Origin of the sequence: Geofilum sp. OHC36d9 (assembly GCF_052400685.1) — a bacterium.
Taxonomy (GTDB): domain Bacteria; phylum Bacteroidota; class Bacteroidia; order Bacteroidales; family Marinilabiliaceae; genus CAZHHH01.
In genome coordinates, this window is the sequence record NZ_JBQTGJ010000003.1 from 329 (window position 1) to 15064 (window position 14736).

The 14736-nt window shown below is 41.8% G+C and carries 7 protein-coding genes; 1 reads left to right on the forward strand and 6 read right to left on the reverse strand.

What is annotated here, in order from left to right; genetic code table 11:
- Window positions 1-277, forward strand: a 277-nt coding sequence (locus ACT3CD_RS04970; protein WP_444643508.1) for a hypothetical protein, incomplete at its 5' end; no start/stop codon positions are given.
- A gap of 23 nt (window positions 278-300) precedes the next feature.
- Here the strand turns inward: ACT3CD_RS04970 and ACT3CD_RS04975 are convergent.
- The 6 genes from ACT3CD_RS04975 to ACT3CD_RS05000 form a co-directional block, all read right to left on the reverse strand.
- Complete coding sequence (locus ACT3CD_RS04975; protein ID WP_444643510.1) at window positions 301-2244, reverse strand: glycoside hydrolase family 127 protein; 1944 nt, start codon at window positions 2242-2244, stop codon at window positions 301-303.
- A 21-nt stretch (window positions 2245-2265) separates the two neighbouring features.
- The gene (locus ACT3CD_RS04980; protein WP_444643512.1) at window positions 2266-4866 is read right to left on the reverse strand and encodes an alpha-L-arabinofuranosidase C-terminal domain-containing protein; all 2601 of its coding nucleotides are present in this window, start codon (window positions 4864-4866) and stop codon (window positions 2266-2268) included.
- 149 nt (window positions 4867-5015) lie between these two features.
- Entirely contained in the window at window positions 5016-7403 is a 2388-nt protein-coding gene (locus ACT3CD_RS04985) for a beta-L-arabinofuranosidase domain-containing protein (protein ID WP_444643514.1), read from the reverse strand.
- A 22-nt stretch (window positions 7404-7425) separates the two neighbouring features.
- A complete protein-coding gene (locus ACT3CD_RS04990) occupies window positions 7426-8796 on the reverse strand; it encodes a glycoside hydrolase family 27 protein (protein WP_444643516.1) in 1371 nt (456 codons plus the stop codon).
- Between the two features lie 766 nt (window positions 8797-9562).
- Window positions 9563-11188, reverse strand: a complete 1626-nt coding sequence (locus tag ACT3CD_RS04995) for a RagB/SusD family nutrient uptake outer membrane protein (protein ID WP_444643518.1) — start codon at window positions 11186-11188, stop codon at window positions 9563-9565.
- Window positions 11189-11207: 19 nt separating this feature from the next.
- On the reverse strand, window positions 11208-14495 hold the full coding sequence (locus ACT3CD_RS05000) for a TonB-dependent receptor (RefSeq protein WP_444643520.1): 3288 nt from the start codon (window positions 14493-14495) through the stop codon (window positions 11208-11210).
- Window positions 14496-14736: the final 241 nt, after the last annotated feature.

Here is a 14736-nt window from a genome sequence, read left to right on the forward strand (position 1 = left end):
CCTTGGGGATGATGGCTCTCCCCTTGGGGATGATGGTTCTCCCCTTGGGGATGATGGTTCTCCCCTTGGGAATGATGGTTCTCCCCTTGGGGATGATGATTCTCCCCTTGGGGATGATGGCTCTCCCCTTGGGGATGATGGTTCTCCCCTTGGGGATGATGGTTCTCCCCTTGGGAATGATGGCTCTCCCCTTGGGAATGATGGCTCTCCCCTTGGGAATGATGGTTCTCCCCTTGGGAATAATGGTTCTCCCCTTGGGGATGTGGCGAATTCCTGAAAATGGGTGTCTCTGAAGTTGATTTATTTTTGTGGAATCCAGGTTTTCATTTTTGTGACGCCACGGTTGTTCCAGGAATAATAAGGGATGGCGGTATAAGTTATGGTGCCATCCGATAGCTGTAGGGTTTCAATGCCGTCAAGTAATAGGGCCTCGAAACGATTTGTCAGTTTCATCCCGGGTGAATAGATCAACTGATCAATGGCAGGATTGTCAACGCCTTCGAAGCAATAGACAATGGGACCTCTTTCAATGGCTGTTTTGCCCTTATCGTCTTTTACCTTTGAGTTGGCAAGCACGTTTCTTATTTCCATGGGCAGTGTGTAAGTAACTACATCGCCTTGCTTCCACTTACGGGTTAGCACGGCATATCCGTCAGCCCGGGAAAAATCGGCTTCGTTACCGTTAATTTTGATGTTTATATGCGTCGAGGCTGGTGAAGAAAAGGTATATAAATCGCTTGGTACCGGCTGTTCTTCGGCCCATCCTGGAATACGCAGCTTAAGGGTAAATAATGCCGGTTTATCAGGGTTTACTGCTAGAGTTATATTTCCTTCCCATGGATAGTTGGTGTGCTGGCTAACCGCAACAGTTCTGTTTTTAATTTTGATGACCGTATTGCTTGCAACAAACAGGTTAACAAATAACTGGTCGTTATTGTGGGCGTAGATGTAACCCGGTACTGAAGGCATGAAGCGACACAGGTTGGTTGGACAACATGAGCAATCGAACCATGGCTGGCGTGTGAGCGCTCCCTGGTTAAATTGATATTGTAAGTCGCATTCAAGCGGGTTGGGGTAAAAGAAGGTTTTGCCATCCATCCCGACACCTGAAATAACACCATTGTAAAGACTTCGTTCCAACACGTCGATGTATTTGGCTTCGCCATGCAACAAAAACATTCGATAATTCCAATAGACATTGGCTATTGCAGCACATGTTTCATTATATGCCGTAAGATTTGGCAATTCGTAATTATCGCCGAATGCTTCACCGTTGTGGCGTGCGACAATGCCGCCGGTAATATAAATTTTTTTGTCAACCACGTTTTTCCACAGACTGTCCACAGCACGCCGATAGGCCGAATCGTTGAATAGAGCTGCAACATCTGTCATCCCGGCATACATATAGACGGCTCTGACGGCGTGACCAACGGCTTCTTTTTGCTCAACCACCGGCTGGTGATCCTGATTGTAGGCACCCCATAGCTGTCGTTTGGTACTATCGCCCCGTTGGTCCAGAAAATGCTTGGCCAGGTTGAGGTAGGACTTATTTTGGGTGATTAGATAGAGTTTTATGAGACCTGTTTCAACAATTTGATGACCCGGCACCTCCGGATTTTTATCCGGCGAATCACCGAAAACGCTCACCAGCAGGTCGGCATTTTTTGTGGCAATATTTAGGAAGTTGGATTTGCCGGTAGCCCGATAGTGGGCTGCTGCCGCTTCAAAAAGGTGACCGCTGTTATAGAGTTCGTGACTCGAAGCCAATCCTTCCCAACGCTGTCCGGGAGGACACCACGATGCGGGCGATTGGGTTGGATCGATGGTTTTCCATGTTGTTAAATAACCATCCTCCTCCTGTCCAATGGCTATGATTGCAATAATGGAATCTAAATAGGCATCCAGTTCCTTATCATAATGAGTTGTAAGAGAGTATGACGCCCCTTCTATAATTTTATAAACATCTGAGTCGTCAAATGGCATTGCACCTTTGGTAGTTCCTTTGAGTACACCGCCGGCAATAAGAAAGTTGTCCATGCGTCCCATTTCTTCGCATTTTGCAAATGAAACAGGAATTGTTACCGTTTGGTTGGTTTCGATTTTTGGTAACCAAAATTGGTCGTTCAGGTGTACTTCGTTAAAAGGAATCGGACTGATTGGGTAATCAGTCGCTATTTGTGGTTGTTCTTTTACCTGACAGGCTCCCAATATTGCAGTCGCCATAATTAAACTTATCTTTTTCATTTTTTTTGCTGTGCAGATGTTTTATTTCATTTTTAGTCTGATAACAGTAAATGAGTAGGGTGGAAGCTCTACGTCAAAATTGTTGCTAATGGTTATCATATCATTTTTTGGACGTGCTTTTTTGTCTTCCGGCTTCCCGGTTAACAGTGTTCGGGTCGCCGTAGACGAACTGATTGGCAGGCTTTGAAGGTTTAAATTGGTTTTTATTTGTACCGGAAGGATATTAACCAGTTTAATTATCAGATCGTTGGTCTTATTGTCGTGTACGAATGACGCTGCTATACGTTTTTTTACGGCTTCGGAGTATTCTTCCTTCAGATCAATGTGACTGTTAATGTATGTGTTGCCTGCATTGTTTCCGAATAATTTTTGCACATAATAGCCAACAGTTGGTTTTACTTCACTATTATTGAAATAGATGAGATCGGGATTCCATTGGGTAAAGCCATCTTTAGCCAATAGAGGGGCATAGGAGGCCATCGCAACAATGTCTCCATTTCGTTCCAGCGAAGTAAGATAAATAGCTTCAGCCAGAGCAGTCTCTAAATTATTGGGCCGTCCCGGCAGGTGAGCTGCGTATTCGCCAAGGTAAACTTTTGTTTTTGAGCGGTCGTAGCTATCGTAGAAATCCTGATTGTAGATAAACCAACCCGGCGATTGATAATAATGTTCGTCAACCATAGGAATGTTAAGCTTGTTGGCAAGTGCCCAACCTTCACGGTAGTCTGTGCCTTCAAACCAGGGACCAACGGTACCTATTACAGTAATTTCGGGGTGTTTATCTTTTAAGGCGTTATAAATCATAGTGAAACGTTCTTCAAAAATGTCGGTAATGAGATCCTCATTTCCTACGCCGATGTATTTGAGATTAAAGGGCTCGGGATGTCCTGCTTCGGCTCGTTTGTGCCCCCAATAAGTATCGGCAGATCCATTGGCCCATTCAACCAGGTCAAGCACATCCTGAACGTAGTTGTCCATCTCACACATCGGAATACCGCCTTGTTGTCCGGCACCACCACATGAAGAGTTTTGGCACGGTACGCCTGCTGCCACAATAGGAACAGGCTCAGCATTAATATCTTCACAAAATTGAAAGTATTCAAAGTAGCCCAGACCTGCTGATTGGTGGTAGTTCCAGATGTTACGTTGCGGTTTACGCGCTTCTAATGGCCCAATGGTATTTTTCCAGTGGTATATATTCCCCAATCCGTCGCCATGGGCAACGCATCCGCCGGGAAACCTTACGAACTGTGGTTTGATGTCGGCAATGGTTTGTGCCAGATCGGCTCTTAGTCCGTTTTTACGCCCTTTAAACGTTTTTTGGGGAAATAATGAGATCATATCCAGTGCCAGTTCTCCCGGCGTTTGTGGAATGATCTCCAGTCGGGCATGGCTGTCAGTAGTTTTGGCTGAGAGAATTGCATTGTATTGATGCCAGCCGGAGGTAATTTTATTGATGGTAGTTTCGGCAATGGTTTGGTTATGGCTGTCTGAAAGTCGTACGACGATATGGCTTTTTTTACCTTTTGTAACGTTGGCAAATATAGAGAAATTGTATTTCTCGCCTGCTTTGACTGCAATCCCGTTGAAACCCTCATTGACTAAGCTTCCGCCTTTGTGGTTAACGGTGAGCACCACATGATGCGGGTTATTGGGATGTAGCGGGTTAACGGTGTCAACCCTATGAGCCATATTGCCGGTAACCGACCATGCTTTAAGGCTGTTCCATGTGGTATCACGTCCTTTTTTGTCTGAAGGGTTGTACTCAAAACCCCTGTTTTCAATTAGTTCTGCATAAATTCCACCATCGGCTGCGTAGTTAATGTCTTCAAAAAAGACACCAATGAGTTTGTCACTAATCTGTTTTGGCTTACCAGCATCGGCGGTAATGGCTATTTCAAGAGACTTCAGAGATGCAAATCTAACCGAATCATCTTTGGTTGTTTCCGACCAAAGTTTATTGCGCTGCACTGTTTTTTGATGTTCCGCAATCAGCTTTTCAACAACAGCCCGTTTTACTTTATGCAGAGTTCCCTGTTCTCGTTTCCCTGAGACAATAAAGGTTTGTCTCAGATTCTTACGTTTCTCAGTGGCGATTTGTATGGCTGGTGTGTAGTTTTTAAAATCGCTGGTTGTCGAGTTGTAGCAGATGGTGTCATTATCAACGACCGACAGCCACGTGATGTTGTATTTGTCGGTTTTGTTATTGTAAAAGACTTCGGGCATCAGGCAGTTTAGTCCTTTTGCCGCCTGGGGGTACGATTGTCTGCGCCAATGAATTAAATCATCGACAGCCGCATGTGCAAATACATCGTCGTACTGGTTCAGGCTCCATATTAAATGCCACAGTCCTTGTTTGTCGCGAAATAGAAATGGGGAAAACATTTTTTTTTCGCTACCCCAGGCGCCATAGTCACTTTTTATAAAAGCGAATTCGGGGCCAATGGTATTCCAATGTTTGCCATCGTCACTCCAGGCAAAATGCAACCCGTTGTGGTTATCATTTTTAGTGGTGGCGTATGCAAACAGATACACCGAATCGGCAGGTAGTTTTGATGCCTTTACGTTATTGCTCCAAAATATGGATAAAAGGAGTGAAATTGCGAATATTATACGATTCATGCTGCGATGTTTGATTGGTTACTATAATTGTGCTTGCCCGAAAGCGACAGTGGCAGCAGATACGAGACTTTATCTTTGAGTTTACGGTCGTAAATGACCATTTTGAATAACTAACAAAATGGTATTCTCCTGCTGCCACTATTCATATATTATTTCATAAGCCTCACTTCAAAAATGCCACCGGCGATGGACCCTGGATGGGCTTCAAATTTCACCCTTAGTTTACCACTCGATTGGTTAATCATGTCTTGAGGGATCGTGTAATCAACTGTAAAGAAGTTGTCACCTTTGGAGCCATCCAGTTTTACTGCTGCAATTTTATACTCGTTGATGCTGATTGTGAATTCCCGATTGTTGTCGGCACCGTAATACATTACCCGCAATTTCGTGGCTTCTTTATTTTTGTCGGTCAGCAGATAGCTAAACCAACCTGATGCATCGCGCCAGTGTTTGCCCAGATGAACGCCTGAGTTGGATTGATTGCTTTCAATAAAGTGGTCGGACTCGGGCTGTTGTTCGCCAGGGAATACCAGATCGACGGTGGATTGTTCCAGAGCTTGTTTTTTTGCTTCAATAAGTGCTATTTCAGCTTCTTTCATCTTTAGCTCTTCGGGTTTTATAACCTGAAAGTAAATCATGTATCTTGATTCATGTATCCTAAAGAATGGCATCAGCTCCAACCCGGCATACTTCTCAGGGTATATGCTATCGAGCCTGAAAGTCAATGCATGGCCTGGAATTGGTTTTGCCAGAGCGGGAAGTTGCTCGTCGGAGGCTACAATCACCGGCATTTTGTCAAGCGGGTATTTTTGTCCTGCCGCGATGTGCCCGCCGCGACTGTCGTCGGCATAGAGGCCGTCCATGTGCAACGTGTCAGTTTTAGCCGCCAATACAATGGGACCATGTTTAAAGGAGAAGTAGTTTTCGCCATCGGGCAATTGCTCAACAGTGGTTTGCATGGGCAGTTGCAGTTCTACTTTATCACCTTTTTTCCAGGTACGTCTGAGTGATACATATTGTCCTGGGCTGGCGTTTATGGTCTGCATTTTTCCGTTTACCTTTATTTTGAGCGTTCCCGGTTTCATCCATTGGGGGTAGCGTATCAAAAGAGCAAAAGAGCTTTTTTTAGCAGGATTGATCGTCAATGTCGTTTCTTCTGCATCCGGGAAATTTGTTTCCTGCGTCACTTGGATTTTTTTTTCGTTCCAGTTTAGCACCGAAGGGATAAATAAGTTGACATAAATATCATTACCGGAGTGGGCATAAATCATTTCGCCGTATTTGGTATGGTTTTCGAGGCCGGATCCCACACAGCACCAAAAGCTGGTCTGGGGTTGTGAATAAACGCGGTAGTGACCAGGGCGCATGGGTGTGAAATAAACAAAGCCTCCATGCTCAGGTTCTTCGGTTGAAAGAATGTGGTTGTACAAAGCCCGCTCATAATAGTCGGTATATTTTACCTGAGGATCTGACAGGAAAAGATGTTTTGTCAGTTTCAGCATGTTGTAGGTGTTACAGGTCTCCGGACCCTGTTCGCTGGATATCATTTCGGAGTAATCATCTACAGGGTGAAAATGCTCGCGTACGCTGTTACCACCTATTGAAACAGAACGTTTGTCAATAACATCTTCCCAAAAAAAACGTGCGGCATTCGCCCAGGCGCTATCACCGTTTATTTCAGAAATACGTTTGTAGCCTATTACTTTAGGTATTTGTGTGTTGGCATGTAGACCGGTCAGTTTATCTTCCCCATTTATTAACGGTTCCAGTATGGTTCTGTGTGAAAATTGAATGGCGAGGTGGAGGTATTTTTTGTCGCCGGTGATAGTTGACACATCTGCAAATACTTCATTTAAACCGCCGTGTTCACTTTTAAGCATCTCTTGTATTTGTTGGTCCGAGAGGTCTTTAACTAAATTTATCATCCAGTCTGAAAGCTCGATCAACATTTGTTTTGCTATCTCACTATTCCCATATAGCCAGGCATCGCGTAGTCCGGCAAATAGTTTATGGATATTGTAGAGAGGTACCCATTTCTTGTTAAGACTAAATGATCCGGCATCTATATGGCCTTCCGAAATTTCCTGCCACATGGCTTTGCCACCCGGAATACCGCCCAGATATCCATCGCCATTGGCTATTTGAGCACGCCGCAGCTCTGAAAGCATATATTCCATACGTTCTTTCATGCGTTGGTCGCCGGTGGCTGCATACATCATTGATACGGCCGACAGATAATGACCTCCTATATGACCATCTAATCCGGTGTTTTCCCAGTTGCCATAACTTTGAGCTTTGGGGGTCAAGCCTGCCTCCCTTAAATAGGGAGACAGTAAACGGTCTGCATCGAGGGCCAGAATGTACTTCATGTCGGTCAGCATGGCTGTTTTAAAAGGACTATCGAGTAATCGAACTTGCGAAAGCGCAAATGTTTCGACATCTTTTGTTTGTCCATTTATTGACCTTAGCGGACTAATAATGATAATAAGTACTACCAGATTTTTTAGCGCTGTTTGGTTTACAAAAGGAAATCTCATCGGATGATTTTTTAAATTTTATTTATGGCATTAGTTTGAATAACCCACAGGAATGTGCCGATAGTTTTTTGCTAAACATATCAGAATTCTGAATCTCTTTTCCCCCATTCCACATGTTTGTGACCTCACAACCAGGTTGTACTCCCAACTCCTTTAATGCAACCGAAATTTCAATGGGTTCTTCGTTGTCGGTAATGTTAAATAGGGCCAGATAGATTTCGCCGGTGTTGTGATTTAGTGAAGTAATCGCAATTTTTCCATCTTTTTGGAAAAGTTGACGCACGTTGCTACTTTCCCGATGCATTTTTAGCACTTCTTTGTTGGTTAACAATGAAAGGGTGAAATCATCGTTGCTGGGAAGGTCGCCACCAAAGAATAGAGGTGATTTAAAAATGGTAAATAGCGTCATTAACGAGTACTGTTCATCTTGAGTGAATCGGGTCATACGGTCATTGCCACGTTCGCCTCTGATAGATAGTCGTCCCAGAGGAATCATGTCACAGTCGGGCCATGTGCCTGGTGCAATATATGGATACCATTTTTGGCAAACATCCATAAGATGTGTAATGTGGTGCCAGGTATCCCACACGTCGTCAACCATTCGCCACATGTTTGCATGGTTGCTAATATGTTTGGCCGCGTCAATGGGTGTTTCGCCTGGAGAGGTGCTGAGAACGATGGGGCGTCCACTTTGATCAATGGCCTTACGGATTAATTCTATCTCAGCCTGATGATAGGGGCGCGATAAGTCATCCACCTTAATGAAATCGACGCCCCAATCGGCATACATGTCAATGATTGAGTTGTAGTATTCCTGAGCTCCCGGTTGGTCAGCAACAATGGTGTAGTTGTCACGCAGCCATGGGCATTGTTGTTCGGTGGAATATATCATGTCGGCGGTAATGCCGTTGGTGCCCTTTATGGGTAATTTGTTTTCAACTGCAACTTTGGGTATCCCGCGCATAATGTGAATACCGAATTTTAATCCTTTACTGTGTATATATTTTGCCAGTTCTGTGAAACCTTTGCCATCTTTGGCCGAAGGAAATCGGTTGACGGCAGGTTGGTACCGGCCATAATCATCCAGCACATAGCGTGGATCAGTTTGGTTGTAGCCACCAGCTTTATCGTTTTCAACGAACCAACGGATGTCCACAACTATATATTGCCATCCATAATCTTTCAGGTATTTAGCCATGTAATCAGCATTGGCTTTCACTTCGTGTTCTTCTACCGTAGGGCCGTAGCAATCCCAGCTGTTCCAACCCATGGGAGGTGTCGTTGCCCAGGTCTTAAACTCGCCCACTTTAAAAGGTGCCGGATGCTTTTGATTTTGGCAGGAAAATAGAGGGATTACGAGAAGCAATGACAAAAGATAATTAATCGTTTTCATTCGTTTGGAATTTGATTTGTAATGATTATATGAAACGAGCATGAGAGTACTCTCTCACACAGGTGAATGATTATTCCGGCGAGTTTCATATGACAACTGAGAAACAAATTATAATCATATGAAACGAGCCATGAGAGTGATCTCTCACACAGGTGAATGATTAATTTCGGCGAGTTCCATATGGCAACTGAAAAACAAATTATAATCATATGAAATTTGTTGGAAAGAGTCGGTTAGCGTCACTGAATTTTATTTTCTTCATTCATGGATAGTATTATCAGTATTTGTTACGTCTGTTTGCTTTTGTAAAATTTAGTTTAAAGGTATAAAATACTTTTATTAAAATGTTTTTGTAGTAGGAAATTTTTTAAGTAATTCTTACCCGAAAACATTTGCGGCAGATAAAAAAGCTGCATTATTTAGCAAGTAGGTTCATTTCGAAGTTTTAGAAATATGACATTATAGTCGTAAATCACCCTTTTGAAAGCGAGAGCAACGAAATTAAAGGCTTTTTGTGCTGAGACAATATTTTAGTCGATAAATTATAAATCACTTGAAATTTATAATTGAGAGATCTGTGTTACCAGATGATTCTTGAAACTAAATCAAATGCGATGCCGGTGGTATATTATCATCTCATTGTAAACAAACCTGTAATTTATATCTTTTAAATATTTTAAAGGCATAAATTACAGGTTGTTATAAAATTAAAATTAGAAAAAGTTCTAAGGTCAATATAAAAAACGAGATGGTATTTTTTACCTCACTAATCTGTATATCCAGAGTTCTGGGTTAAGTTAGAGTTCGTTTCCATAGCATTTAAAGGTATAGGAAATAGATGACGATAATTTCCGTTTGGCGCATGAGAAAACCATGATTTGCTTGTGAATACTCCAAACCTGATCATATCCTGACGCCGTCGGCCTTCCTGATTAAATTCCCACGCTAGTTCGTCCAAAAAGCGACCATATGCAATATCTTCACCACCTTCGGATGTTGATGCATTATTATCTCTTAGTCCATAATCATAAATACTTCCTTGTAATAACTCCTCTCCTGATACATTTGCTTTATTGGTACTGTTGTCAAAAGCTCTGTTCCTGACTTCTGAAACAATGATTGCTGCTTCGTCTTCATGACCGGTTCGAAGAAGACATTCAGCTTTCATCATTAGTACATCTGCATATCTAAATAGCGGAAAGTCATTGTTAAGAATATTGGACGCGCCAATAGCGATTTCGAATTTGCCAAACCGATAGCCATGTATTTCCTCTGATTGGTCAATGCTCGGTATTTCATTGGTATAGGCTAATGGTTGTCCTGTTAAATTGCCCATTGTACAATATAGCATATCGCCTGAGATGGAATATTGCTGTCCATAAATAAAATTATTCGTTAGACGTTTGTCATCCGCATCAAATGTATTTATGAATTGCGGTACAGCACACATGCCGCCCCAAGGCGTACTGGTCAAGTCGTAGGTAGCCTGGTTAGCCGGTTGTAATGTTTGCATGTGAATGTCAAAAGTATTCCAGTCGGTGGTGTATGTGTCGTCAATGGAAATACCATAAATGATTTCTTTGGAATTTTGGTTTTCGGTGACAAAAACATCCTTTTGGTCTGCTTCCAGTTCGAATTTATTTGATTCTATAATGGAGTCACATTGTTCTATGCATTTATCCCATTGAGGTGTTCCAGAATAGACTTCAGCATTTAGATACATTTTTGCAAGTAGCGTCCGAGCCGTCCATTTGTTAAAGCGTCCGTATGTTTCTACATTATTGTCTTCTGTGAGATACGGAATACTTTCGGTTAATTCCTGGATAATAAAGTTATAAACATCCTTACGAGAGGATTGCTCAGGCAGATATCCTTCAGGAACATCAAAATCTGTTACAATAGGTATGTTTCCATACATGTCGCAAAGAACGTAATAATAGCTGGCTCTTAATGCTCTTAACTCTGAAATTGCGGAAGCAGCGTCTTCTTCACCTAACAGGTTTTCCAATTGGTAAATAACTCTGTTACAATTATTAATGCCTGAATAGGTTCGGTACCATGTTTCATTAACGATGGCATCGCTTGATAGCCATGAATGTTGGAAGAGGCGTTTGTATACACCACCGTCTACCCAACCATTTGGGCGTGATGGAATAACAATTTGGTCGGCGCTAACTTCCTGTGCACGCCAAAAACCATCCCAAAATAGTACTATTTTACGCCAATCTCCATAGGCTGCAAGTGTGATACGCGGGAGATCAGATTCTGTAGGGGTGAATTCACTTGCTATAAATTCACTGTAATTTTCATCCTTTAGTTCAGTACAGGCGTTCATTATCATAATGATGCCTATTAATAAAAGAATGCGATGGGTTATATAATTATTTTTCATCGGATGTCTGTTTTTAGAATTAGAAACTAACATTTACACCTATAGTATAGGTTCGGGTCGTGGGATATTTATCTCTGTAATCGTTGCCCGGAGCAAGGCCATTTACCGTTACTTCCGGATCAATACCTTTATAGCCGGTAAATGTTGCTGTATTTAATGATGATGCGTAAACTCTTAGATTTTTAATATATTGACTGCTCACCGGAATGTTATATCCTAGGGTGATGTTATCAATTTTCCAAAAGTCTCCATCTTCAATGTAGTAGCTGTTGTATTCTAAGTCTACTTCATCACTTAACACAGCTTTGCCAAAAACTTTGTCATAAGCTGATTTGAGGCGGTTATACTGCACTGTTTTTGTGTTTTCCAGATACATCCGATCAAAGTTTAAAATTTGAAAATCGAAAGCGCCTCTCATAGAGATGTTTAGGTCAAAATTTTTGTATTTGAAGGTATTATTCCATGACGCATAGTATTTAGGTAGCCCATTACCCAGAATTTGTTTGTTTTCGTCAGATTTTTCAAAATCATCATAAGCTATGGCATTGCCTTCTGCATCTTCGTAAACCCATTTGCCTTCAGAGTCAACATCTATGACTTTAAAGCCGAAGAAATTTCCAATTGGACCGCCAATGTCAACACGGTGGGTATAAGTTTGAATAGGCTCTCCGGTCGATCCGGTCGTGAAATAATCTTTATCGCTTTGATACAGATCATTTGAAAGGCTTTTGAGCGTATTACTATTAGTTGAGAAACTCAAAGTGGTGTTCCATTTGAATTTTTGGGTTTGAATGGGAATGCTGTTGATCAACACTTCATAACCTTGGTTGGTCATTACACCTACGTTGGCGGTAGTGGTGCTAACCATATTTGGTGGCACTGGTACGGCATAGTCCCATAACAGACCATCTATGTCGCGATTGTAATAGTCAATTGTTCCACTAATCCGATTGTCAAACAATCCGAAGTCAAGTCCTATATTCGTTTCTTTTTTTTCTTCCCATTTTAGGTAAGGGTTTTCATTACGGGTTGGGCCAATGGTTTGAACCCAACCACCATTGGAATACACTTGCCCAGTGTAGCCCATTGTTGCGACCCCAAGAAAGGATGAGGCCGGCTGTGTGCCCGTGATGCCGTATCCGGCTCTAAGTTTTAAATCGTTGACGAATGATATGTTTTCCATGAAGGATTCGTTTGAAATGCGCCATCCTAACGAAGCTGAAGGGAATAATCCCCAAGGTTCTTTGGTGCCCCAAAGTTGACTGGCTGCTTCGTATCGCATACTTCCCATAAACAAGTATCTGTCGTCATAGCTGTAAGTTACTCTGCTAAAGAATCCAATCAGATTGGTTTCTGTTCTGGAACTTCCGATGCCTGATGAAGTGCCTTGTTCGTCGATACCTTGCCCCAGGTCAATGTTATTATAACCAAACGCGTCAGTTGGAAAATCTTGATTTGTCTGGTAAAAGTCGCGCCAGTCATTTTCAGAATAACTGTATCCCCCTAAAACTGAAAAGCGGTGCACGTTTATGTTATTTGAATATTCGGCCGTTATTTCAGCCAAGCGATCAATTGATTCAACGGCTCCATTAGACGCATATCCGTTAAGACCACTTCTTTTGGTTGAAATGTTTTTTGATGTTTCATAATAGCCTCGGGTTTGATTGTATTTAGAATAGCTCATCAGCGCCTTTAGTACCATTCCGCTAAAAGGAAAAATTGATATTGTACTGTTGAAACGAGTCCATTGATCACTATTTTTACCATCGCATTCCATGAGCCTAGCCAAGGGGTTGTCATAGTTAAAAGCGCCCGTGTTTTCGGTCCATTCGCCTGTTTCATCTTTTATGGGCGTTGTTGGATTGTAAATAACCGCTTGTCGGTATGTGTAACCATTGAATCCATAACCATCACCCGTGGTGGTATATTTGGTGTTTCTTGAAATGATACCCATATTAACTTTAGCCAGGCCTTCAAACATCGTGTGATTAACATCGGTTCTGACAGTGAATGTTTCTTTATCAGATTTCAAAAAAATACCTTGGGCATTGTTGTAGTTAACAGAAGCGAGGTAATTGGTTTTTTCGTTTCCTCCTCTAAAAATAAGATTGTGCACATGGGTAAAAGGGGTTCTGGTAATTTGATCCAGCCAATCGGTGGAGGCACCCAAATCATCTTCTGCGTTCCTCGTACCATCTGCGATTTGTTGGCGGTAGTCGCTTGCTGTTAACATGTTGAGTTGTTTGGCAATCACCTGTGTGCTGGTGTACCCTGAATATTCAACTGTTGAGTTATAGTTGCCACTAGCTCTTTTAGTTGTGATAATGATAACGCCGTTTGTTCCCCGGGTACCATATATGGCAGCTGCTGAGCCATCTTTTAATACGTCAATGGATTCAATATCTTCTGGTGCCACTGAGTTGAAGTCTCCTGGAACGCCGTCGATAATGATCAGCGGAGAAGTGCTTGTTCCGTATAACGTCGTGTTGCCCCGTAACCGTATTTGGGTGTTAGCAGTTGGGTCTCCGCTAACTGAAGCAATTGTTAAACCGGCCACTTTTCCCTGTATAAGTTGTCCTACGTCCTGAACGCTACCTTTAACAAAATCATCCGTTTTAACCGATGCTACTGCGCTGGTTACGTCTGATTTACGCATCGTTCCATAACCTATTACCACCAATTCTTTTAAATTGATGTTTGATTCTTGTAAGGTGATATTCAGTTTCGATTGATTACCTACTATGATTTCCTGATTCTCAAAACCAATAAATGAAAAAATTAATACTTGATCATCGGTTTTGGTTTGAATGGAGAAATTGCCATCTAAATCTGTGATAGTGCCTGTTGTAGTGCCTTTAACCACAATACTGACACCAGGAAGAGGCTCCCCTGAACTATCAGTTACCGTTCCTGTTATTTTGTGAAGTTGAGTTTGGGTATTGGATTCTTTTGTTAGAATGATTTGTTGCCCTTCAACTTTGTAAGTGATATTTCTGTCGTCAAATATCTTATGCAGAATTTGAAAGATATTTGTATTGGTAAATTTTGCATCTGTGATAAAATTCACATCTACCATCTTCTTATTATAAAGAAAATAAAAGTCGCTTTGATTTTCTATTTCCTCTAGGATTTTTTCAGCGCTTTCATTTTCAATATTCAGATCGAGCATTTTTGTTTGTGCATAGGAAGGTTCTGCAAAAAGTTGTCCTACGCTAACGAAAATAAGAATCAGTGTCAGTCGCATAATTCTAAATGTTTTGGTGCAGACCATCGGTATTCTTATCTGCAAAAAATGATTTTTTTTCATAGTTTTGTTTGATTTTAATTACACAATTAAATTCTTTTTTTTAGGGGGATAGAAAGTGACCGCTTTCTGTTCCCCATTTTTGTTTCACATAGGCATTTATCTATTTAGTGTTTGTCTATAAAGACAACTACTTCGTTACGCTTGTCATAAAAGCAGTCATTTACGAAAAGTAAACTCCTTGATTTTTATGACTTCGCAAGCCTCGTATTTGAACTTTATATTTCAAACACTTAGTTTATGG

Excerpts from the sequence above, each read along its gene's own strand:
- ACT3CD_RS04985 (WP_444643514.1), bottom strand. The coding sequence starts at position 7,403 with ATGAGATTTCCTTTTGTAAACCAAACAGCGCTAAAAAATCTGGTAGTA.
- ACT3CD_RS04975 (WP_444643510.1), bottom strand. The coding sequence starts at position 2,244 with ATGAAAAAGATAAGTTTAATTATGGCGACTGCAATATTGGGAGCCTGT.
- ACT3CD_RS04990 (WP_444643516.1), bottom strand. The coding sequence starts at position 8,796 with ATGAAAACGATTAATTATCTTTTGTCATTGCTTCTCGTAATCCCTCTA.
- ACT3CD_RS04980 (WP_444643512.1), bottom strand. The coding sequence starts at position 4,866 with ATGAATCGTATAATATTCGCAATTTCACTCCTTTTATCCATATTTTGG.
- ACT3CD_RS04995 (WP_444643518.1), bottom strand. The coding sequence starts at position 11,188 with ATGAAAAATAATTATATAACCCATCGCATTCTTTTATTAATAGGCATC.
- ACT3CD_RS05000 (WP_444643520.1), bottom strand. The coding sequence starts at position 14,495 with ATGAAAAAAAATCATTTTTTGCAGATAAGAATACCGATGGTCTGCACC.